Origin of the sequence: Natrinema zhouii (assembly GCF_013456555.2) — an archaeon.
Lineage (GTDB): Archaea > Halobacteriota > Halobacteria > Halobacteriales > Natrialbaceae > Natrinema > Natrinema zhouii.
The window spans coordinates 1,041,898-1,063,670 of sequence record NZ_CP059154.1; the positions used below are offsets into that span (position 1 = coordinate 1,041,898).

A 21,773-nucleotide genomic window follows, 5' to 3' on the forward strand; every position below is an offset into this window, starting at 1 on the left:
GAACGCTACGCCGGAACTGGCCCGGTCCGTGTCGGATCGGCCGTCACTGACTCGAGCACCGGCGCGGGTCGTGCGAGCGCGAGCGGTTCCGATCCGCCCTCGAGCGGTTCCGATCCCGTCCCGATCGACGCGGGTTCCGGCTGTGTTTCCTCCTCCCCGGTTTGTTCGATGACGTACTCCTGGCCCACCGTCGACGCCTGGAGGCTGTCGACGGGCGCGTGGTCCTCGGTCAATATCGGGACATCGTCGGTCCTGGGTTCGTCCAACGAGGTCTCGATTTCGGCGCTCAGGTCGATCCCCACGTCGCGGCGCTCGTTTCGCTCGGCGAGCTCGGCTTCGGTGAAGTCCGTGTCGGCCTTCGTGGCGACCACCTCGATATTCTGGACGGAGTTCCTGCTCGAGGTGCGGTAGCTGTAGGTCGAGGCGAAGGCCTCGTCGATCGTCTTGTACTGCGCCCGGTAGAACTCGGAGCCGGCCCCGCTGGGCGCGGCGATGACGTTCGCGAGGAAGACGCCGTCATCGGTGAGTCGCTCCTCGGCCAGTTCCATGAACCCCAGTTGCGTCAGGTGGATCGGGACCTGATCCTTCTGATAGGCGTCGAGGACGATCAGGTCGTAGGTTTTGTCAGTATCCCGGAGGAACTGGCGTCCGTCTTCCGTGTGCGCGGTCATGTTCTCGCCCTCCTCGAGGCGGAAGTAGTCCTTCGCGGCGTTGGTCACCGCGGGATCGAGTTCGGCCACGTCGACGTTGACGTCGTATTTCCGTTCGAAATCCTTCGGCCCCGTATAGCCGCCCCCGCCGATGAACAACACGTTCTCGACCTCGTCGGGATCGTCGACCATCAACATCGGCAGGTGAAAATATCGCGTGTACTCGAAGACGTGCCGGTCGGGATCGTCGAGATCCATCGCGCTGTGACGGGCGTCGTCCAGGTACAGCGTCCGGACGTCGTCGCTGTCGTCGATGACCTCGAGTTGCTGATAGGCCGTCTGGGTCTGGTAGACGACGTCGCCGCGGTGGTCGAACGTCACCGGCCCGAGGCCCGCCGCGACGACGAGCAAGAGCGCGATGGCGACGCTCGCCGCCGCCGGCTTCGGGGAGAGGGCAGGAAGCGTGAGCGCGAACGCGGTCCCGACGAGGATGAGCCCGAACAGGAGCCCGATCATGTCGATCGTGAGCGTCGGGATGAGGAGATACGTCGTCGCACCCGCGCCGACGATGCTGCCGATGGTGCCGAGGGCGTAGACGTGTCCCGACGCCTCGCCGATCCCCTTCTTCTCGGAGAGTTCGGCCGCGTACGGACTGATAAAGCCCAGCAGGTAGGTCGGCGGCCCGAAGAGGATGAGCACGGCCGGTAGCGAGGCGTACCGGGCCGGCAGCGGCATCGCAGATGCCGAGAGCAACAGCTGGCCGCTCCCGTAGACCACGATCGCGACGTAGGCCGCCGTGCCGAGCATAATCCAGGTCATTCGACGGTTCGATGCCGTTTCCGCTCGCTTTCCGCCCTGCCAGTACCCCAGACTCAGCGCTGCGAGGAAGACGGTGATGATGCTTCCCCAGGTGTAGATGCTACTGCCGAACTGGGGGGCGATGATCCGGCCCGCGAGAATTTCCAGCCCCATACTGGTGACGCCGGAGACGAATACTGCGACGTCGGGTTTCGTCGGTCGGTAGCCGGACAGCTGCCGCATACTCATTATCGGACAGTAGCGATCCCGTAATGAGAACTTGTCGCCTCACCCCGACAGTCGCCGGTACTCGAGCGGCGAGATCGCTACGGCGCTTCTACGCCGTCGGTACCCGTTTTCCCCTTGCCAGTAGCCCAGACTCAGCGCGGCGAGGAACGCGGTAATGATGCTCCCCAGGCAGACAGTTGCTACAGATTCCTATCAACCATCGTGAACTCGCGAAGGAACCTGTCACATCGCCACTGTTGTCCGTTTTGGTGTTCGTTGTGAGTCAGTCACCGCTTCCTGGGACGGTGGTGCAGAGAACAACAGCCGTTCAGAACGCGGCCGTTTCGAGCACGAACAGCGCCGTGATGATCACACCGAGGATCAACCCGGGAAGCTGGAGTATCCCCACCACAGACGCGAGGAGAAGGCTGAGGCTGACGCCGATAGCGGCGTACTGCTGGTCGTTGACGCTCGTCCCGGTAGCGTCTTCCTCCTCCTTTGCCTCTTCCATCGCGTCGTCCGTCTCTGAAGGGACGGAATCGAGGTACTGCCGGAACTGCTCGAGGCGCTCGCCCGGCCGCACGATGCCGCGAGGTTTGTCGTAGTCGATGATGCCCGCTTCGTCGAGTTTCGGCAGGTGCGACTGGTAGAGCGGAATGTAGACGCGCTGGCGCTCGTCCGACAGCAACTGCTCGACGGTCGTCTCGTGTTCTTTCGCGGCAACGTGTTCGGCGACGTCACGCATCTTGACGCAGTCGTCCGCTTGCAGCACGTACCGGATCGTCTCTCGACGGCGAAAGGTCTGCAGAATGTGAAACGCGTCATCGAGAGAGAGATCCGCCGTTTCTTCGGTTGGCGATTCACTATCGCCCGCGTCCGAAGCGTTGGCAGATTGGTTTGTAGCGGCTGTCATACTCATTCGGATATCACACTTTCCTACTCACAGGTAGGGATCATTATACTTCCTCCAAGATAACAGGGTATGTTTTGGAATTACCATTTCCAGCGCGGAAATATCGTTCGTGGTCAGTAGATACTGCTGAAATCACAACTATGAGGACATATACCACGGCTTCAGTTCACACCGTTGTCGAGCCATCGACGATTCGATGGGGGCGCTCCCCGGTACTCGCATCAGTTCGTCCGACAGTTCGCGGATCCCGGGTCGCACACCGAGCGCAACCACTGCTCGAGTCCAGAGCGGTCGCTCAGTTCGTCGTGATGACCTCGATCACGTCTCTCGCTGCGACCTCGTAGTCCTTGCCGAGCTGGCGGTTGCTCCGACAGTCGATCGCGTGCAGGAAGCCGTCGCCGATGTCGGAGTGGAGGCTGTAAGCGAAGTCCTCCGCGGTCGAGTTCGGGGGGATCAGATAACAGTCGGGCAGCACCTCGCCGCGTTCGTTGCCCAGCCCGTTCGCCCCGCCGGGGAACACCGGCGTGACGCCGAGGACGTCGAAGAGCGCGGTCTCGAGGGCCGCCTGGACGCCCGTCGCACCGAACTCGTCGAGGAAGTCGCGGATCTGCTCTAATCCCGCTTCCTGATCGCTCGAGACGTCTCTGACGATCTCGAAGTCCGCGTCGCCGGGTCGGTAGTCGACGACGCCGGCCTGCTCGGCCGACTTCAGCGCCTTCTCGGCGTGGGCGCTGCAGGGAACGATCGTCAGGTGGTCGTAGTCGGGATCACTGGTGATTTCCTCGTAGTTTTCCTGCGCCTCGGGGGTGTCCATCTTGTTCGCCGCGATGACCATCGGCTTGGTCTCCTTGCGGATCTCGCGGGCGAGCGCGAGTTGGTCGTCCGCGTCCCACTCCGCGGGATCGAAGCCGACGCCGACGCGCCGAATGAGTCGCTTGATCTCGTCCTCGCTGGTCTTGAACGCGCTCATCTGCTCGGCGAGTTCCTCCTCGATGGCGTCGTCCTCGGTGGTGTAGCCCGTCTCGTACCGGTTGATCCCCTTCTCGAGGACGCCCAGATACCACTGGTCGAGTTCCTCCTCGAGGAACGCGATATCGTCTCGGGGGTCGTGGCCCTCCGTCGCTTCGCCCTCGGCGTCCGTCTTGCCGGAGAAGTCGACAACGTGGACGAGCACGTCGGTCTCGTTGAGGTCGGAGAGGAACTGGTTGCCCAGCCCGTTGCCCTCGTGTGCGCCGGGGATCAGTCCGGCCACGTCGACGAGTTTCGTCGGGACGAACCGCGTGCCGTCGGCGCAGTAGCCGACGTTTGGGGTACACTCCTCGTCGAACTCCGGCGCGGCACAGTCGACGCGGACGTAGGCCTCGCCCACGCTGGGATCGATGGTCGTGAACGGGTAGGCCCCCTCGGGAACGTCGTTCATCGTCGCGGCGTTGAAAAAGGAGGACTTGCCGACGGACGGTTTGCCGACCAGTCCGATTCGGTAACTCGTACTCATTATCCGGAGTGGGCGAGCAGCGCCTAAACGGGTTTCTGTCCGACGGCGGAGTGGTATGGGCATCCCTGGCACGACAGCATCCGAATCGATTCTCTCGCGGGATATCGTCGCGAACGAATCGGTACGGACCGCCGGACCACACTCGAGTGCCGATCGACGGCCACTCGAGTTAGACGTGCGTCGGCGGCTCGGAAGCCGTCTCGATGTCGAGTTCGTCGGCGACGTCCGCCAGGAGATTGCCCTTGACCTCCGAACTCCGCCAGCCGATTTCGGCGACCAGCGGCGGCTCGAACTCCGAGCGGATCGTCTCGAGGCGTTCCGTTTCCGTCTCGACGCGCTCGCGGAGGTAGCGAGCGCCGCGACCGTTCTCGTCGGGGTCCGGCGACGGCGTGAGTTTGTTTGCGACGAGGCCGCGGACCGCGAGGTCCTTCTCTCGGAGATCGTCGATCGCTCGATCGGTCTCGTTCAGCGACAGTTCGTCCGGGTTCAAGACGAGGAAAAAGGCGGCGTCGTCGTGCAGCGCCGAACCGGCGAACTCGAAGAACTCCTTGCGTTGTTGGAGCCGCGCGAGGACGGGGTCGCCCTCCATCACGCGGCGCGGTTCGTTGTTGCCGACCGCGGCCTTCTCGAAGAGGTCGATGCTCGTCCGTCGCTTGTGCATCAGCCGGTCGATCCAGCCCTCCAGCAGGTCGGGAAGTCCGAGGAGTCGGAGCGTGCTCCCCGTCGGCGAAGTATCGAAGATGACGCGGTCGTACGGCTCCGAGTTCCGCATCACGTCGACGAATCGGTCGAACAGCGCCGATTCGTAGGCCCCCGGCGTCCCGTGGGACATCTCTAATTGGCGGTTGATCTCGTTGACCATCGACGCCGACACCTGCTCCGAGAGGTCCTGCCGGATCTCGTCGAGGTGGCGCGTCACTTCGTCTTCGGGATCGATCTCCATCGCGTCGAGGCCGTCGATCCCCGCGACCGGCTGCGGGGAGTCGTCGAACGGTTGATCGAACACGTCAGTGACGGAGTGGGCCGGATCGGTCGAGACGACGAGGGTTCGCTGGCCGTCGTGCGCACAGCGGAGCGCGTACGCACAGGAGACGGTCGTTTTGCCGACGCCGCCCTTCCCGCCGAAGAAGACGAACGGCTCCATCAGAAGTGGTACTGCTGTCCCTTGCGTTCGAGGTACGTTCCGCGGTCCCACAGCCGCCGCTCCCACGATTCGAACTCGTCCTCGAGGTACGGGAGTAGTTCCGCGGTGTAGTACGAGACCGGCGACGGGATGCCGAACGCGTCCGGGAAACACGCCAGGATGAACGCGTCCTCGGCGTCCTCGGCTTCCTTCTCGATCTTCTCGTAGGCCGGGTGCGAGATCATCCCGTGGTAGAGCCCCCGCAGCCACTCGTCGAGCGTCTCGCGAAACGCTTCGATCCGATCGGCCAGATCCATGTCCGTACGTCTGTACCGCACGCTAAAAACCCTCGTGGCTCGGTTTCAAGGCGCTGCGATCCCAGTGACCGGATATGAACACGGACACGGGCGAGGAAATCCCAGTGACGATCCTCTCCGGCAGTCTGGGTGCCGGCAAGACGACGCTGCTCAATCACCTGCTGTCGAACGCCGGCGACCGGACGCTGGCGGTCCTCGTCAACGACATGGGCGAGGTCAACGTCGACGCCGAACTCGTCGCCGAGGGGTCGGAACTCGAGCTCGACGACGGCGTCGCGGAGCTGTCGAACGGCTGTATCTGCTGTGAGCTCCAGGACGACCTCGAGACCGCCGTGGTCAGGCTGGCTCGCGACCGATCCTTCGACCACCTCGTCGTCGAGTCGTCGGGCATCTCCGAACCCGCGCCCGTCGCACGGCTGTTCACGACCGAGTCCCGCGTCGCCGCGCTCTACGACGTCGACACGCTCGTGACGGTCCTCGACACGCCCGCCTTCCTCGAGGCCTTCGCGGGCGAGGAGCGGCCGGAGCGCCGGGGGGACGAGGACGATCGGCCGCTTTCGGACCTGCTCGTCGAGCAGCTCGAGGTCTCGAACCTCGTCTTGCTGAACAAGGCCGATCTCTGTAGCGAGGCGGAACTCTCGGAGGCCGAGGAACTCGTTCGCGCGCTCCAGCCCGATGCCGAGACGATCCGCACGGAGTTCGCCGCGGTCGATCCCGACCGCCTGCTCGGCGCCGACCTGTTCAATCCCGGACACGTGAACGACCTTCCGGGCTGGAAGCGAGCGCTGGCGTCGGCCGACGGCGATCACGAATCGGATGGGAGTAGCGATCATGGCCACGACGATCACGGACGCGATGGGAGCGGGGACGGCGACCACCGCGGCCACCACCACCCCGACGAGGTGTACGGCGTCTCGTCGTTCGTCTACCGGTCCCGCCGGCCGTTCCATCCCGAACGGTTGGCCGACTTCTTCCGAGACCTCCCGCGATCGATCGTCCGCTCGAAGGGGACCGCCTGGCTCGCAAACAACGAAATGCGGGTGTCGATCGCCCAGGCCGGTCCGTCCGTCAGGGCCACCGCGCAGGGCCCCTGGATCGCGAGCCTCCCCGAGGTCGAGCGCGACATGTATCGGTCGAATCGACCGAACCTCGAGTGGCACGACGAGCACGGCGACCGCCGGACCGAACTCGTGTTCATCGGCACCGACTACGACGAGTCGACGCTCCGGGCGGCGCTCGAGGACGCGCTCGTCACCGACGGGGAGTGGGAGACGGATCTCGACGGGCCCTTCCCCACCGAACAGGGCGACGAGGCCGTCATCCGAGAGCCCTGATTAGCACGCACAGTCGCGGCCGGTCGACCGCTCGAAGCGCATCTCCGCGCCGCAGTCCGGGCAGACGGGCCCCTCCTTGAGGTCGACGTCCCTGATCCGGACGGCGCAGTCGTCACACCAGTAGGCCCCCTCGGAGCCGTCGGCGGGGCGGTTCTTCGGTGCGGGTGATGCGAGCGCCGCTTTCACCGATTCGATGAGTTCCGTAGTCGATCGTTCGTCCGGAACGCCGATAATGCTGTGCGATAAATTAGCACGCTTTTGCGATCGCGGTTCGCGCCGGACGTACCGTCCGGTCGCGTCCGCTAACCGACGACTAACGGGACCGCGAGCGCGACGATCAGCGCCGTGAGGATGGGAATGAGGTAAAACAGTCGTTCGGCGCGGACGGCTGATGGGACGGCTCCGATCGTCTCCGGCCGAGCGGTCCACACCTGGCGGTAAAAGGCGACGACGGCGGCGACGCCGAACAGCGCGCCGGAGAGCGCGATCGCGGTCTCGAGCGACAGTCCCAGCGCCTGCCCGTACAGCGGGCCGAACGACAGCAGGATCATGAAGGTGAGTCCGGCGACCACGACGAACGGCACCGGGTCCACGTGCGATCCGTGACGGTTACGAAGTCGCATACGAGGCGTTCTCCCTCGAGCGGCAAAGAGCTATACCGCGCACTGTCAGCCGTGATCGACCTCGTCGACATCGATGGTGAACTCGTGAACGCCGTTACGGTGAACAGTTAAGTGGCGGTATCATCGTCTCCCTGTATGAGCGATGGGGACTCCGAGCGGGACGGGTTCGAGGCGGGCGTGTCGTCCTCGCAGGGCGATCCGCGCGTCCTACTCGCGATGAACGCCGTCCTGTCGACGCTGTTCGCGTGGACGATCGTCTGGGGGCTGTCGTTTCTGGGATTCCTCGACTTTGGAATCATCAACGTCGCTACGGCCGCGATACTGGTGTTCGCGATGACGTATCTCGTGACGATGTCGTAAGCGACGACCGCTCGTCTCGCTACCGGCCGTAGATGAGCCGGCGACCGAGGTCGTCGAGCCGGTCGGTGACGCGCCCCGCCCAGGCGCCCGGCGAGACGCGCCGGAGCGTCTCGTCGTCGACCTCGATAGCGGATTCGCCGAACACATCCCGCGTCGACTCGTCGTCGTCCTCGTCGCCGGACGAGGCGACATCGACGACCGTTGACATGGAACAGCGGCCGCAGGCTTCGGTCTTCTTTCCTCCCATGTGTATCCCTTGCACGATAGTGCGTCTCCGAGGGCTAAAGTCTACTGCCGACTCGGGGAACAGTGATGACGAGACGGGAATATCGGACCGGTTTCACCGACGATTATTTGATACCACGATGGTAACCAGTGGTATGAGTAATAGGGGCACGAAGCCGGGTCAATTCGAACGGGAGTCGGGTCGTGAACGATCGCAGGCGTACCTCGTCGACGCACGATGAGCGAAAAAGCGACGCCGGAGGAACTGCCGGCGGAGATCCGCGAGGCGGTACCCGACTGGGACGACGAGTACCTCGACCGAGTGTCCGACCGGCTGATGTACAACTACGACCTCGAGAAGGATCGTCGCGTCGGCGGCGAGCGCTGGGATCTCTACGGGGAGATGCGCGTTCTCAGCCAGAAACAGTTCTTCCATCCGGCGCTGAGCTACGCCGATCACGAGGCCGAGGAGTACCTCTTCGCCCGGCGCGAATCGCGGCCGACCGTCGCGGAACTCGAACAGCTCGTCGATCTCGGTCACGAGCTCGCCGACGAGCGGGTCGTCCCCGACGAGGAGCACTTCGGGACGGACTTTACCTTCGTCCTCGTCGCGGACGAACTACCCGACGATGTCCGCGAGTTCGTCGCCGGCTTCCGTGACCGAACGTTACTGAAGTTCGGCTACCACGGCCACTATGAAGTGAATCTCCTCGTCGTCGTTCCCGAAGCCGAAACGTACGTCGCCAGCGAGGCCGCGGACGTCGTGGAGGCGTTTACCCTCTGGGAGGACGTGAGCGCGCCCGAGGAGGGGATCCTCTCGCGGTTCGCGAAACGGTTCTGGCGATAGCGTCGTTCCGGCGGTCGCAGACTGTTCTGGTGAGACGTCGTATCCAGCGGCTGAAAGAAAACGAACGTCAGTCGGTCGCTGTTAGTCGTCGCCCGGTTCGGCCGCGGGCGTCTCGGGGCCACGACGGACGGTCCGAATGTTCTTGTACCCGAGTCGAACGAGTGCGAGAGCCAGGCCAATGAGGGTGAGGCCGATAGCCATCTGCACGCCCGAGGAGATCATCGCCTCGGTGGTTTCTGCCCCGCCCTCGATCAGGTTCAGGTAGAGGTTCTCGTAGAACACCAGGATCGAGAGTCCGAGGACGGTGATCGTGACCATGATCGCCATCGGAACGCCGGTGGAGATGAGCTGTTTGTTGTCGTCCCAGTTGGCGAGCCAGACGGTCGCGGTGAGCAGCGCCAGCGCCGCGAGCAGCTGGTTCGCGCCGCCGAACAGCTGCCAGAGGACGACCCACTGGCCGGAGACGACGAGCAGGTATGCGGGAACGATCTGGACGATCGGGTTCGTGTACCGACCGCGTGCGATCGAGCGCGGATCGAGGTTCAGCCCGGTATCGCTCCGCCCCGCGGGCGTGCCGACGATCTCTTCCATCATGTACCGACCGAGACGGACGGCCGTGTCGGTCGACGTGAGCAGGAAGCTACAGAGGACCAGCGCCATGAACACGGCACCGACGGTCTGGGGAATACCGAAGCTCGTGAAGATGATACCACCGCCCGAAGCGAAGTTCGGAAGGGCAGCACCGATACCGCCAGCCACGTCGGGGGCACCCCACACCGCGAGCGTGGAGAGAGCGACCGCGGCGAGCAGGCCTTCGCCCAGCATCCCACCGTAGCCGATCAGCCGGGCGTCGGTCTCGTTGTCGAGCTGTTTGGCGGTCGTTCCCGAGGACACCAGTGAGTGGAATCCACTGATCGTCCCGCAGGCGATCGTGATGAATAGCAGCGGGAACAGCGGAGCGTATCCCGCCGCTTCGACGCCCCAGAACCCTTCGAAAGCGCCGATGGAGCTGTCGACGACAAGTGGCTCGGACGACGTTCCGAGGAACGTCCCGACGATGATCGCGAGGACCGCTCCACCGACGCCGGTATACAGCAGGAACGATGACAGATAGTCTCGTGGTTGCAACAGCACCCACACTGGCAGTGCGCTCGCGATCGCGGCGTAGACCATCACGATCGGAATCCATCCCGCGGTGTTACCGCCACCGACTCCCTCGAGCGAGGCGGCACCGGGAACCCAACTCCCGTCACCGCCGAGCAACACGATCGTCCCGGCCGGGTAGTCACCGGCGAACAGCGCCAGCGGGTACTGGAGCCCCACCCAGACGGCCGCAAAGACCCCCGCGACGAACAGAATCGTTCCGGGGATGAACGGGCCGTTGAACTGGTACAGGTAGACGCCGAACACCAGCGCCAACCCGATGTAAATCAGGGATGCCGTTACCACCTGTGGATAGGCGTTGAAGACGATCCCCACGACCAACGCGAACACTGCCACGACGAGCATGATCGTCAGGAACGCGAACCACAACAGCATGTTTTTGCCGCCCTCTCCGACGTACTCACCGATCATGTAGCCGATCGACTTCCCTTCGTGGCGGAGACTACCCGACAGCGAAACGAAGTCGTGAACGGCACCCATTAGCGGATTCCCGATGGCGATCCACAGCAAGGCGGGCACCCATCCCCAGATGGCACCAGCCGTGATCGGTCCGACGATCGGGGCCCCACCCGCGATACTCGAGAAGTGATGGCCCAACAGGACCGGTTTATTCGATGGGACGTACTCCTGTCCGTCCTCGTATTTGTGAGCCGGTGTTTCCGCCTCCTCGTCGAGTTCGACGAACTGGGTGAGGTACCGCGAGTACCCCACGTAACCGACGGTAAACGTCACCAGTACTGCCGCGATGATCCAGATTATCTGAGTCATGTTACGTCTACGCAAATCCAGTGGGTTCGATAACCTTAATTGTTATTTATATTCCTTGGTGGATATATTCGTATTTTTAATTAGAGCCGAGGACAGGGATTTTTGGAAGTAACACCGCGTCTGAAAGGAGAAATAGAAGAGAAGGACAATTTAACGCATATCTTATCATTGATGTCGTCGGTGAACAATCGATACTATCTCACAGGTCGTCTTCTCGGGAAATCGTACAGTTGATAATCCAATCAGGGAACGAGTGCCGGTTTCGGACGAGACTGCACGAAACGGACCGATCTACTCCCAAATGCGGTCGAGAACGGTACAACCGGTCGATACACTACTCCAGAACCGCTGCTAGCGCATCCATCGTCCGATCGACGCGGTTGACGCGCGCATTGTGTCCCGTATGGCCGATTCGGAGGATATCGTCCTCGAGGTCGCCGAGTCCGGTCGCGAGGACAATATCGTGCTCGTCGGCCAGCGTTTCTCGGAGTGCTGCTGCGCGTCCGTCGACCTCGAGCGCGGTCACGGTCGGTGACGACCGCGCTTCGTCGGGATAGAGCGACAGCCCGAGTTCGGTAGCGCGCTCGCGACAGCGCGCCGCAGCTACTTCGTGGCGCTCGAAGACGCTCTCGAGTCCCTCCTCGAGCAATAGGTCGATCGCTGCGTCGAGTCCGTACAGGTTCGAGACGAGGTGCGTGTACGGAAACCACTCCTCGTCGGCCGCGTCGCGCCACGGCTCGAGGTCGGTGTATAAACTGTCTGTCTCGAAGGACTCGATCTTTCGCCAGGCGCGGTCGCTGACCGAGCAGACGGTCAGTCCCGGCGGTGCGCTGAAACACTTCTGCGAGGCTCCCAGACAGACATCGATTCGGTCGGTCGGGACCGACACGCCGCCGAGCGAGGAGACCGCGTCGACGACGCTGATGACGTCGTGTTCGTCGAGCGCCTCGAGGACCGGCTCGATATCGTTGAGCACGCCCGTCGGCGTCTCGCAGTGGACCATCGTCGCGGCGTCGAACGAGCCCTCCTCAAGGCGGGACTCGATCGACTCGAGATCGAGCGGCTCGTCCCACGGCGCGTCGCAGACCACCGCCTCGCCGTCGGCCATCTCGACGAAATCGGCGAACCCCTCACCGTAGAGGCCGTTCGCGATACAGAGCACGCGGTCGTCCGGTTCGACCAGCGAGGCGACGGCGGCCTCGAGGCCGAGGATGCCCTCACCGCCGAGGATCGCGATGTCGTCGTCGCCGTAGATCGCCTCGAGTTTCGCGGTTAGATCCCGATAGAACTCGAAGAATTCCGGCTCGACGTCGGGGTTCGGCGTCGGCTCGCTCATCCGCTCGCGAACGGCCGCCGGCACCTCGGTCGGCCCGGGCGTCATGCGCAGTCGATCGTCGGTCATACGGAGGCTACCGGGACGTTCGGGCATAAAACGCTCGAGACGAGTGGCATTCTCGAGTGCGCTTTTGGGATCTCGTTTCAAATCCTATTCAGTCCCACTATCGATCCGCGTTGGAAGATCGGTGAATGGTGCGGTGAGTTCTGATGGAACTGTGTCTGAAGAAGTGTCCTGCTATCGTGGCAACAGGGAATCGCCACGTCCTCCTCAGCCGATTCGCTCGCTCGCGGGCTCGCTCACTCATCCCTTGCGCAACGTCGGGCCGCGACTCACATATCGGTTCGCCGCGGCCCAGCGCGCACCACCGCATGCCGGTTGGCCAGCTCTACGTGATGCGTCGCTCGTCCATATCCACTCTCACATCCCCGATCGGACCACCGAACAGTTCCTCAAATCACATACGAAGTCTCGAGCACCGACGGGAAAACGGGTTTCAGTCAGGTCACCGTCCGTTGGACCGAGTGATACGATGGCAGACAGTACTCCACGGTGCGCCGCGGGCGATCGGACGATCTCACACCCCGCGTTCGCCGCGCTGTACGATCGGTTCATGCCGGATCGGTTTCTGATCGGCCCCCACCGCGAGTACCTCGCGGCCGACCTCTCCGGACGCGTTCTCGATATCGGCGCGGGAAATGGTGTGATGATTCCGTACATAGCTGCTGCCGGTGACGACGACCTCGAGTACCACGCGATCGAACCGGATCCGAACATGCGACGCCGGGCCGCCCGCGAGGCGAGGGGAACCGACCTGGAGGTCCACCTCCGCGGTGACCGCGCCGAGTCACTGCCGTACGCCGACGACAGCTTCGACGCCGTCCTCTCGAGTCTGGTCTTCTGTACCATCGCGGATCCCGAACGGGCGCTCGAGGAGGTCGCCCGCGTCCTCCGGCCGGACGGGGAACTGCGCTTCCTCGAGCACGTCCGCAACGACGGCTGGCGCGCGCGGGCACAGGACCGTCTGAACCCGGTATGGAAACGCGCCGCGGGCGGGTGCCAGTTGAACCGGGAGACGGTCGACCGGTTCGTCGGACACAACGCGTTCGGCGTCCTCGAGGTCGAGCGGGTCGGTGTCGGGGTGTTCCCGGTGACGCCGATCGTCCGCGGACGGCTTCGGCGGCGACGAGGTCCGTGAGACCCGTGATCCGATCGGGTCGATGAAACCGACTCGCGGTTCGGAAGCGCCTAGCGGATCGTGTTCGGAATCCGCTCGATGACATCGGTCGCGACGACGCCGGGTCCGTACTCGGCCGTCGCGAGTTCGCCGGTTTTGCCGAGGATCCACGCGCCGAGTTCGGCCGCCTCGCGGCGGTCCATGCCCTGCCCGAGCAGCGAGGCCACGATACCCGACAGCGTATCTCCGGTTCCGGCGACAGTCATGGCCGACGTTCCCGTCTCGTTTTCGATCCGCTCGCCCTCGGCGACGATCTCGTCGACGCCGCCGGTTAAAGCGATGACCGCCCCCGTCTCTTCGGAGAACGTCTCGAGCGAGCCGTAGGCCTCGTAGATCGGGTCGTCCTCGGAGCCGCTGGGCGTCAGGATTGCGTTCGAGAGGTCCGCCTCGAGGGCGGGTTCGATCGCCAGCGCGTCGACGACGATCGGGACCTCGATCTGATCGACCGCCTCGCGTATCGCATCGGGATCCGCGTCGACGAGCCCGGGGCCGATCACGAAGGCGTCGGTCCAGTCGGCCACCTCGAGGGTCCGTTCGACGGCGCCGTCGTAGAACTCCTCGCGGTCGTAGGAGTCGACGAGCAGGTTCGCCGAGTGGCCCGCGACGATCTCGTAGATCGGCTGGGCGACGAACGCCCGGACGTGATCGGAGCCGGTTCGCAGCGCCGCGCGACCGACGAGCGCGGGCTGGTTCGGATACGCGACGCTCCCGCCGACGATCCCGACCCGGCCGTTGTCGTGTCCCGACTCGTCGCTGACGTTCGAGAGCGTTTGCTGGAGGCGTCCCATATGCCCTCTCCCGAACGACACCGTGTATGCATTTGGCAGGCGAGTTCCGGTTCGATCGACACCATCCCAGCATCACTATCCCGGCGTGTGCGGCGCAAACGCGTAGTGCGTTGATACCGTACGATCCGACAGGACCATGTTCAACGACAGAACCGACGCCGGCGAACGCCTCGCAGCGGAACTCGAGCAACGCGACCTCGCGGTCGACATCGTTCTCGGGATTCCCCGCGGTGCCCTGCCCGTCGCGCGGCCGGTCGCAGACGCGCTCGAGGCCGATCTCGACGTCGTCGTCGCGCGCAAGATGGGCGCGCCGCACAACCCCGAAGTGGCGCTCGGCGCGGTCGCCAGCGATGGCAGCGTCTGGGAGAACGACGATCTGATCGATCGGCTCGACGCTTCCGAGGAGTATCTCGAGGAGATCCGGGCCGAAGAAGCCGAAAACGCGCGAGAAAAGGCCGATCGCTATCGCGACACGGACGGGCTACCCGACCTGCAGGGGAAACGAGTCTTGATCGTCGACGACGGCGTCGCGACCGGGGCGACCGCGACGGCCTGCCTCCGACAGGTGCAAGAGACGGGCGCGAAGTGGGTCGGCCTCGCCGTTCCCGTCGGCTCCCCGCGGGCCGTCGACGACCTCGAGCGGGAGGCAGACGAAGTCATCGCTCTCCAGACGCCCGCGGACTTCCGCGCCGTCGGCCAGTACTACCGGACCTTCGGCCAGGTGAGCGACGAGGAGGCGATCGAGTACCTCGCTCGAGAGTCGTGAACGGGCTCCGAGTCGATCCGGACGAAAGACGTACTGCAGCAAACGGTCAACCGGTATGCGGTGGCGCGCGCTGGGCCGCGGTGAGTATCAACGAACCGCGGCACGATGCCGTGCGAGGGATGAGCGAACGCTAGTGAGCGAATCGGCTGGGGAGGGCGTGGCGATTCCCTGTTGCCACGATAGCAGGACACCTCTTCTCGCTCTCATTCTGTTGGAGTGACCGTGATAAGCGAAATGGCCTCATCACGGTCGACACACTCACATCTTTACGGCCAGAGGCCGCGCATCTCGTGGGCGTCGGAAACCCGGTCGAGCGCGACGGCGTACGCCGCATCGCGCCAGGAGACGTCTCGCCGTTCGACCTCGTCTTTCAGCGCGGTCCAGGCCGTCACCATCTCGGCCTCGAGTTCGTCGTTGACCCGCCCGAGCGACCACTGGCGGCGGTTGATGTCCTGGAGCCACTCGAAGTAGCTCACCGTGACGCCGCCGGCGTTCGCGAGGATGTCCGGAATCACGCGAATCCCGCGGTCCTCGAGGATGGTGTCGGCGTCGAACGTCGCCGGGCCGTTTGCCCCTTCGACGACGATGTCGGCCGCGATGGCGTCGGCGTTGTCGGCGGTGATGACGTTGCCGACGGCCGCGGGAATCAGCACGTCGACATCCAACTCAAGGAGCTCGGCATTCGAGATGCGGGAGACGCCACCGTCGTCGTCCAGGATATCGGTCGCGAACCGCGTCACCGCTTCCGGCTCCTCGTCGTGGGAGGGGATCAAGTCGACGTCGATCCCGTCGGGATCGTAGACCGCGCCGTTGACGTCCGAGACGGCGACGACCGTCGCGCCCCACGCCTCGAGCAGGCGCGCGGCGTTCGCGCCGACGCTCCCGAAGCCCTGCACGGCGACGGTCGTCTCGTCGAGCGGGTAGTCGTAGTACTCGCAGGTCTCCCGGGTGACGATGGCGACGCTCCGGCCCGGCGCTTCCTCGCGGCCGAAACTCCCGCCGATGACCGGCGGTTTGCCGGTGACGACGCCGGGGATGGTCTCGCCCTCCTGCATGCTGTAGGCGTCCATCAGCCAGGCCATCGTCTGCGGGTCGGTGCCCATGTCCGGTGCCGGGATGTCCGTGTTCGGCCCGATCACGTCGCGGATCTCCTGCGTGAACCGGCGCGTGAGCCGTTCCTTCTCGTCGTCGCTCAGTGACTTCGGGTCGACGACGATGCCCCCTTTCGCGCCGCCGAAGGGGAGGTTCATCACCGCACACTTCCAGGTCATCCACATCGACAGCCCCACGCACTCGTCGCGAGTCACGTCGGGGTGGTAGCGAAGTCCGCCCTTGTAGGGGCCGCGGACGCTGTCGTGCTGGGCCCTGTAGGCGGTGAAGACCTCGAGCGACCCGTCGTCGCGCTCGAGGGGGATCGTCACCTCGTGGACCGCCGTGGGGTGGGAGAGGCGCTCGATGACGGCGTCGTCGATATCCAGCTGTGCGGCGACGCGATCGAGCTGTCGGCGCGCGGTCTCGAGTGCGGATTCGGAGCCGGTCGATTCAGCCGTCGCTTCCTGAGTCGGCGGCGAAGAACGGTCCTGAGAGGACATCTTATTCGATCGGTGTCCGCCGGTTGCGCATCTCGGCACCGCACTTCGGGCAGGCGTCCGACGCGGTCGCACGAACGACGGTCCCGCAGTCGAAGCATTCGTAGGTCGATTCCGCCTCCGGGTCGAATTCGGCGTCTTTCTGGTTCATGGGAAATGACTGTGAGCCGCGGCGCTCGTTGCACCTAAGAATACAAGGTATATTAGGATGAGTATATCCGTCAGATAACTAGCGTCAGCAAACGAGAGGGGTTCACTATTCAACCCCCTCCGATCGGGTTGCAGGGAGTCCGATTTCGTCGAATACGACGTCGAAGAGCTTCCGCTGGACGGTCCGAATGTGACGATAGAACGCTGCCGGCGAGATCTCGAGGGTGTCAGCGACGTCTTCGCCCGAGTTTTCGCGGGGCGATTCGAAGTAGCCGCCGTAGTACGCGAGCTGGACGACCTCGAGCTGGCGATCGGTGAGTCGGTCGCGCAGTTCCGAACGGAGATCGCGCGGCGTCGTTCGCTCGACGGTCCGCTTCGATCGGAGGTCGACGTCCGAGAACGCCGACGAGACGATCGCGGCGCTCTCCCTCGCGTCGGCGGCTCTGGGGACGTCGATCACGAGCCGACTACTCGAGGGCGTCGCCTCGACGCCGCGCAACACCGCCCCGTGATCCGCGAGTCGGAGCGCGAGCACGGGCCGAGAGAGATGCAAAAGGATCGCACCACCGACGCCGTCGGCAGGATCGGGGCGATCGGGATCGGTACTCGTCTCAGTATCGCCGCCTTCGCCGTATCCGTCGGTGCTGATGACCTGTGTGCGCTCGACGCCGACCAGCTCCGCGGCCGCAGTCGCGACGGCCGTCGGCGACGCACCGTCGACGGTCACAAACACGGACGCACCATCCTCCTGTTGGCGAATACCGCCGTCGAAAGAGAGCGCGCAGTCGGCCCGTCGGGCGAGCTGCGCGAAGACGAACGTCTCGTCGGCCACCTCGAACTCGAGTCGGGTGCTCTCGTCCGAGACCAGCGCGCGCTTGCGTTCGACCGCGGCGATCGCGGACGCGATCGTCTCGCCGAGTTCCGCGAGCACGGCGCGGATCATGTCGTCGAACGCCTCGGGCCGATCGGCGTAGACCGTCAGGACGCCGTACGTGAACTCGTCGTACGACAGCGGGACGCTCGCGGCCGACTGGTACTCGCGACCGAGCGCCTCCGACCGCCACGGGTCGTCGCGGAGTCCGTCGGCGACGTTCGAGACGACGGTCACGTCGCGATCGGCCGCCGTCCTGACCGCGGGTTCGCTCGCGTCCGCGAGCGAGAGCGACACGCTGTCGAGGTACTCCCGGCCGGTGCGTGCGCCGCCGTGAGCGCGCGGCTCGAGGCGGTCGCCGCTGGCGTCGACCTGGCCGATCCAGGCGAAGGAAAACCGGTCGGCGGCCGTGAGCCGATCGCAGACGGCGCGTTCGATCTCGGCGCGGGTCTCGGCCCGGACGAGCGCCTGATCGAGATCCCTGATGGTCTCGTTGATCCGATTGAGGCGGGTGAGTTGCTGGTTCTGACGCTTGAGTTCGCGATCCCGCTCGCGCAGCGTCCGCTCCCGTTCGACCCGGTCGAGCGCCGCTTCCGCGGTCGCCGCCAGCAGGTCGGTCAGCTCCCTTGCGACGTCGTCGAACGCGTCCGATTCCGTCGACCCCGCGACGAAGACGCCGTGATCACCGAGCGGGACGTACGCCGCGCTGCGCAGGTCGGTCTCCGGATTCGAGAGCGACGCGGCGGCGTGAACGTCCGCGAAGAACCGACTCTCGCCGTCGATGAAGGTGTGACCCGGAATGCTGTCGTCCGTCGCGCGGTGGTCGCGGATCGGCCCGTGTAACCGCTCCATGCCCGACGAGGACGCAGCCGGTCGTAACACGTTCTCGTCCGTATCGAACAGGTACGCGGCGCTCGCCTCGAGGTCGAGGACGTCCGTCGCGTCGTCGACGACGATGTCGGCGATCTCGCGATCGGTTTCGGCGTACAGGAGCTCGCGAGCGGTCCGGTGGAGCGCCGTCAGCGCCTCCTCGCGGCGCTTTCGCGTCGTCACGTCCCGACAGCTGTAGAGGATCGTCCCGCCCTGAATCGAGACCTCGCGGACGTTGACTAGCAGCGTGTGTTCGCGGCCCGCGCGGTCGGTCGCCGTGCACTCGATGTTGGTCAACACGCCGTCGTCCCGGAGTTCGTCGCGGTCGAAGAGGTCCGGCTCGAGCAGTTCGTCGATCGTCCCCATCTCGTGGATCTCGTCGTCCGAATAGCCGAAGATGAAGTGGACGTTCGGGCAGACGTAAGTAAACTCACCGTCGTCGTCGGTGATGAGGACGGTGTCGGTCATGTTGTTGAGCGTCACCCGGTGGAGTTCCTCGGACGCCCGCAACTCCTGCTCGAGTCGGGCCCGCTCGGTGACGTCGCTCGCCCGTGCGAGCAGCGAGACGACGTCACCGGACGCGTCGCGGACCGGTCGGACGGTCACCTCGAACGTGTGAGCGTCGGTCGGGTCGGCGGACTCGCTCGCGGCGGCGCTCCCGTCTCGCTCGGCCGCACCGCTACCGTCGGTGCGGATCTGTGTCAGTTCCCGATGGGCGATCTCGCCGCGCCTCGCCTGATCGATCGCCTCTCGGAGCGCCGTGCTCCCGTCCGCGGTCGAGCGCCACCAGGGAAGCGCCGCGAAGGGGCGGCCGCGGACGTCGCTCGCGGTCGCGTCGATCGCCTCGAGCGCGGGTTCGTTGGCCCGTCTGACGGTCCCGTCCGGCTCGAGGACCCACGAGTACGTCCCCGGATCCTCGAAGATCGCGTCGAACTGGCGCGCTCGCTCTCGCCGCTGTCGTCTCTCGTCGCCCGCCGAGAGCGCTCGTTCGATCGCCGCTCGGCAGTCGCCGCTCGGGTCGGTGACGTGATCGCGCGGAACGTACGCCGTGACCCCCGCCGCGATCGCCTCGCTGGCCAGCGACTCGTCGCCATCGACCGGCGCGAGTACGACCGGGAGATCGGGGTCGCGCTCCCGAACCGCCTCGAGGAGGTCCAGCCCGGTCGTCTCCGCGTCCGAACGGGACTGTGCGATCAGGAGACAGTCGACGTGGTCCGTCTCGAGCCGCTCGAGCGCCGCGTCCGCTGTCGACACCGTGAGCACCTCGAGGGCGTCGTCTTCGGCCACGTCGTCTTTGAGTACGGCGTCCGAAAGGGCGTTCGAACGGTCACCGGCACTCGGGTCGGGCGGCTCCACGACGAGGAGGCGGGCGTCGTCGAGCGTCCGTGTGGAAGCCATTCGTTCCTCCTACGGCCCCCTGGGGATAGAAGGCATCGGTCCGTTCACGCTCGAGAAACCGACACTCGTTCATCGCTCGAGTCCGTACGACGAGTATGCGCGTTGCCGTTACCGTCGACGATCGGGAGCCGGCGGGTCTCGTCGAGGCGGTCCGGGCCCATCCCGACGTGACGACGGTCGGCGTCGAGCGGCTGGCGACCGGCGATATCGCCATCGATTCGGTCGGCGTCGAACGCAAGACCCTTCGAGACTACGTCTCGAGTGCCATGGGTCGAAGCGGCTCGGATCTCGCCGATCAGGTCGAGCGAATGGCCGCGGCCTACGACCACTCCTACGTCCTGCTCGAGGACGATTTCACCGGTCTCGAGTCGCTGCGGACGGGCGTCTCCCCGGAATCGATTCGAGGGTCGATGGCCTCGATCACCGCCCGCCACGGCGTCCCGGTCGTCCCCTGTACGGACCGCCAGCAACTGGTCGATTTCGCGATTCGACTCGGCCGAAAGCACGCGGAGGACCCGACGAGCACCCGGCTGCCGGCCGGTTCGGTTCCCAGTCGGCGCGAACCGACGACGAAGCGGATTTACGGCTGTATCGAGGGGATCGGCCCCGAACTCGCCGCGACGTTATACGATCGGTATCCGACCGTCGAAGCGCTGCTCGAGGCGGATCCGGACGACCTCGCGCTGCTCGAGGGAATCGGCCCGACGCGAGCGGAGACGATTTACGCGGCGTTTCGCGACGACGGGACCGGCCGCTAGGCGAGATTTATCGATGTACGACTCGAAAAACGTGTGCGATTCGTCGCGCCGCGATTCGCGAGAAATTCGACCGAAGCGGCTTACCGACGTCCCTCAAGGGAGACGGCTTCGGACTCGGAGACGGCGAGCCAGGCGTCGTCTCGAGCGATATCGGCGATGACAAGGTGCGATCGACCGTCGATCTCGTCGACGGCCGCCATCACTTCGCTCGACCCGTCCACCTGCCGTTCGACCGGCGTCGCTTCGGGAGCCATATTCGGATATTTCACCACAACCACCATGAATGTTTCGGAGTTGTTTCGATTAGTGGTTGAACATCGAATATAATGCGGCTATTTGCGTTATATTCCATTCTAATCGCGATATCTGGTCAAACAACGGAAGTTGGAGGAGGGAGAGCCGTTATTCGTCGGGGGCGACCGACTGGACGTGGCCGACGACGCCACTTTTCAATTCCACGTGCGGACCTTCGGGTTCGTCACCGTAGATCGTCCCGACTTCACCGATGATCGGTTCCGTGTCCTCGGACTGTGGGTCCGCATCGTCCTGTACGATTTCGACGGTCATCCCCTGTCGCAGTTCCTCGGCGGTCGGCCGTTCGTTGGACATGGTCAGAGATGAGTCGGGTATCTGAAAAAGGATACTGCCTGCATTCGATAGTGACCGACCGATATCCTGCGGAGGGGACCGAAAGCGATTCAGCAGTCGATCCGCGTCCGCCGATCACTCCTCGTCGAACTCGAGGGCGGCGGAGTTGATGCAGTAGCGCTTGCCCGTCGGTTCGGGACCGTCGTCGAAGATGTGACCGAGGTGGCCGCCGCAGTTGGCACACAGGACCTCGGTGCGGCGCATGCCGTGGCTGGTGTCGGTTCGGGTCTCGATCCGGTCGTCGTCGGCGTCGTAGAAGCTGGGCCAGCCACAACTGGACTCGAACTTCGTCTCGGAGTCGAACAGTTCGGCTCCACAGCCGGCACAGGCGTACGTGCCATCGTCCTTGTGATCGACGTACTCGCCGCTGAACGGCGACTCGGTTCCCGCCTCACGGAGGATGCGGTACTCCTCCTCGCTCAGTTCCTCGCGCCACTCGTCGTCGGTTTTCGGCAGGTGGTCTGCCTCGTTACTCATGGTGAGTCCTAGGGGAGAGATACTCAAGAGTCTGTCTGCA

The 21,773-nt window shown here is 64.7% G+C and carries 23 protein-coding genes; 6 read left to right on the forward strand and 17 right to left on the reverse strand.

Annotated elements, in window-relative coordinates; translation table 11 throughout:
* Positions 1-5: 5 nt before the first annotated feature.
* From HYG81_RS23800 to HYG81_RS23820, 5 genes are all read right to left on the reverse strand, one after another.
* Positions 6-1,697, reverse strand: a complete 1,692-nt coding sequence (locus tag HYG81_RS23800) for a spermidine synthase (protein ID WP_180842151.1) — start codon at positions 1,695-1,697, stop codon at positions 6-8.
* A 307-nt stretch (positions 1,698-2,004) separates the two neighbouring features.
* The gene (locus HYG81_RS23805) at positions 2,005-2,595 is read right to left on the reverse strand and encodes a DUF7344 domain-containing protein (RefSeq protein ID WP_180842152.1); all 591 of its coding nucleotides are present in this window, start codon (positions 2,593-2,595) and stop codon (positions 2,005-2,007) included.
* Between the two features lie 289 nt (positions 2,596-2,884).
* Positions 2,885-4,084, reverse strand: a complete 1,200-nt coding sequence (locus tag HYG81_RS23810; RefSeq protein WP_180842153.1) for a redox-regulated ATPase YchF — start codon at positions 4,082-4,084, stop codon at positions 2,885-2,887.
* 169 nt (positions 4,085-4,253) lie between these two features.
* Entirely contained in the window at positions 4,254-5,228 is a 975-nt protein-coding gene (locus tag HYG81_RS23815) for an ArsA family ATPase (protein WP_180842154.1), read from the reverse strand.
* Positions 5,228-5,524 (reverse strand): DUF7990 family protein, encoded by a 297-nt coding sequence (locus HYG81_RS23820; protein WP_090611616.1) that lies wholly within the window; start codon positions 5,522-5,524, stop codon positions 5,228-5,230. Before HYG81_RS23820 ends, HYG81_RS23815 begins: the two co-directional genes overlap by 1 nt.
* Positions 5,525-5,598: 74 nt before the next feature.
* On the opposite strand from HYG81_RS23820, the gene HYG81_RS23825 reads away from it, so the two are divergent.
* Positions 5,599-6,858: a CobW family GTP-binding protein gene (locus HYG81_RS23825; protein WP_180842155.1), complete on the forward strand. Its 1,260-nt coding sequence runs from the start codon at positions 5,599-5,601 to the stop codon at positions 6,856-6,858.
* On the opposite strand, the gene HYG81_RS23830 is transcribed toward HYG81_RS23825, so the two are convergent.
* On the reverse strand, positions 6,859-7,053 hold the full coding sequence (locus HYG81_RS23830) for a hypothetical protein (protein ID WP_345779640.1): 195 nt from the start codon (positions 7,051-7,053) through the stop codon (positions 6,859-6,861).
* Between the two features lie 107 nt (positions 7,054-7,160).
* Positions 7,161-7,481, reverse strand: a complete 321-nt coding sequence (locus HYG81_RS23835; protein WP_180842156.1) for a hypothetical protein — start codon at positions 7,479-7,481, stop codon at positions 7,161-7,163.
* Between the two features lie 135 nt (positions 7,482-7,616).
* Between HYG81_RS23835 and HYG81_RS23840 the strand changes: the two genes are divergently transcribed.
* A complete protein-coding gene (locus HYG81_RS23840; RefSeq protein ID WP_180842157.1) occupies positions 7,617-7,841 on the forward strand; it encodes a DUF8107 family protein in 225 nt (74 codons plus the stop codon).
* Positions 7,842-7,860: 19 nt separating this feature from the next.
* On the opposite strand, the gene HYG81_RS23845 is transcribed toward HYG81_RS23840, so the two are convergent.
* A complete protein-coding gene (locus HYG81_RS23845) occupies positions 7,861-8,049 on the reverse strand; it encodes a DUF8007 family protein (RefSeq protein WP_226376034.1) in 189 nt (62 codons plus the stop codon).
* Positions 8,050-8,304: 255 nt separating this feature from the next.
* Here HYG81_RS23845 and HYG81_RS23850 point away from each other — a divergent pair, with 255 nt between their 5' ends.
* Positions 8,305-8,913: a DUF8052 family protein gene (locus HYG81_RS23850; RefSeq protein ID WP_180842158.1), complete on the forward strand. Its 609-nt coding sequence runs from the start codon at positions 8,305-8,307 to the stop codon at positions 8,911-8,913.
* 81 nt (positions 8,914-8,994) lie between these two features.
* On the opposite strand, the gene HYG81_RS23855 is transcribed toward HYG81_RS23850, so the two are convergent.
* Together HYG81_RS23855 and HYG81_RS23860 are read right to left on the reverse strand one after the other, a co-directional pair.
* The gene (locus HYG81_RS23855; RefSeq protein WP_180842159.1) at positions 8,995-10,845 is read right to left on the reverse strand and encodes a carbon starvation CstA family protein; all 1,851 of its coding nucleotides are present in this window, start codon (positions 10,843-10,845) and stop codon (positions 8,995-8,997) included.
* Positions 10,846-11,179: 334 nt separating this feature from the next.
* On the reverse strand, positions 11,180-12,247 hold the full coding sequence (locus tag HYG81_RS23860; protein ID WP_180842160.1) for a pyridoxal-phosphate-dependent aminotransferase family protein: 1,068 nt from the start codon (positions 12,245-12,247) through the stop codon (positions 11,180-11,182).
* A 466-nt stretch (positions 12,248-12,713) separates the two neighbouring features.
* Here HYG81_RS23860 and HYG81_RS23865 point away from each other — a divergent pair, with 466 nt between their 5' ends.
* Complete coding sequence (locus HYG81_RS23865) at positions 12,714-13,379, forward strand: class I SAM-dependent methyltransferase (RefSeq protein WP_180842161.1); 666 nt, start codon at positions 12,714-12,716, stop codon at positions 13,377-13,379.
* 50 nt (positions 13,380-13,429) lie between these two features.
* On the opposite strand, the gene HYG81_RS23870 is transcribed toward HYG81_RS23865, so the two are convergent.
* Entirely contained in the window at positions 13,430-14,206 is a 777-nt protein-coding gene (locus HYG81_RS23870; RefSeq protein ID WP_180842162.1) for an NAD(P)H-hydrate dehydratase, read from the reverse strand.
* Between the two features lie 136 nt (positions 14,207-14,342).
* Here HYG81_RS23870 and HYG81_RS23875 point away from each other — a divergent pair, with 136 nt between their 5' ends.
* Positions 14,343-14,972, forward strand: coding sequence for a phosphoribosyltransferase (locus HYG81_RS23875; RefSeq protein WP_180842163.1), 630 nt, complete (start codon positions 14,343-14,345; stop codon positions 14,970-14,972).
* 266 nt (positions 14,973-15,238) lie between these two features.
* Here the strand turns inward: HYG81_RS23875 and gdhB are convergent, their stop codons facing one another.
* The 3 genes from gdhB to HYG81_RS23890 form a co-directional block, all read right to left on the reverse strand.
* A complete protein-coding gene (gdhB, locus tag HYG81_RS23880; protein ID WP_180842164.1) occupies positions 15,239-16,564 on the reverse strand; it encodes a glutamate dehydrogenase GdhB in 1,326 nt (441 codons plus the stop codon).
* A 1-nt stretch (position 16,565) separates the two neighbouring features.
* Positions 16,566-16,712 (reverse strand): rubrerythrin-like domain-containing protein, encoded by a 147-nt coding sequence (locus HYG81_RS23885; RefSeq protein ID WP_180842165.1) that lies wholly within the window; start codon positions 16,710-16,712, stop codon positions 16,566-16,568.
* Between the two features lie 105 nt (positions 16,713-16,817).
* Positions 16,818-19,850: a bacterio-opsin activator domain-containing protein gene (locus tag HYG81_RS23890; protein WP_180842166.1), complete on the reverse strand. Its 3,033-nt coding sequence runs from the start codon at positions 19,848-19,850 to the stop codon at positions 16,818-16,820.
* Positions 19,851-19,945: 95 nt separating this feature from the next.
* Here HYG81_RS23890 and HYG81_RS23895 point away from each other — a divergent pair, with 95 nt between their 5' ends.
* Positions 19,946-20,608, forward strand: a complete 663-nt coding sequence (locus HYG81_RS23895) for an ERCC4 domain-containing protein (protein ID WP_180842167.1) — start codon at positions 19,946-19,948, stop codon at positions 20,606-20,608.
* A gap of 80 nt (positions 20,609-20,688) precedes the next feature.
* Here HYG81_RS23895 and HYG81_RS23900 read toward each other — a convergent pair whose 3' ends face one another.
* From HYG81_RS23900 to msrB, 3 genes are all read right to left on the reverse strand, one after another.
* On the reverse strand, positions 20,689-20,862 hold the full coding sequence (locus tag HYG81_RS23900) for a DUF7556 family protein (RefSeq protein WP_180842168.1): 174 nt from the start codon (positions 20,860-20,862) through the stop codon (positions 20,689-20,691).
* 148 nt (positions 20,863-21,010) lie between these two features.
* Positions 21,011-21,217, reverse strand: a complete 207-nt coding sequence (locus HYG81_RS23905) for a DUF2196 domain-containing protein (protein WP_180842169.1) — start codon at positions 21,215-21,217, stop codon at positions 21,011-21,013.
* Between the two features lie 114 nt (positions 21,218-21,331).
* Entirely contained in the window at positions 21,332-21,733 is a 402-nt protein-coding gene (gene msrB, locus HYG81_RS23910; RefSeq protein ID WP_180842170.1) for a peptide-methionine (R)-S-oxide reductase MsrB, read from the reverse strand.
* Positions 21,734-21,773: the final 40 nt, after the last annotated feature.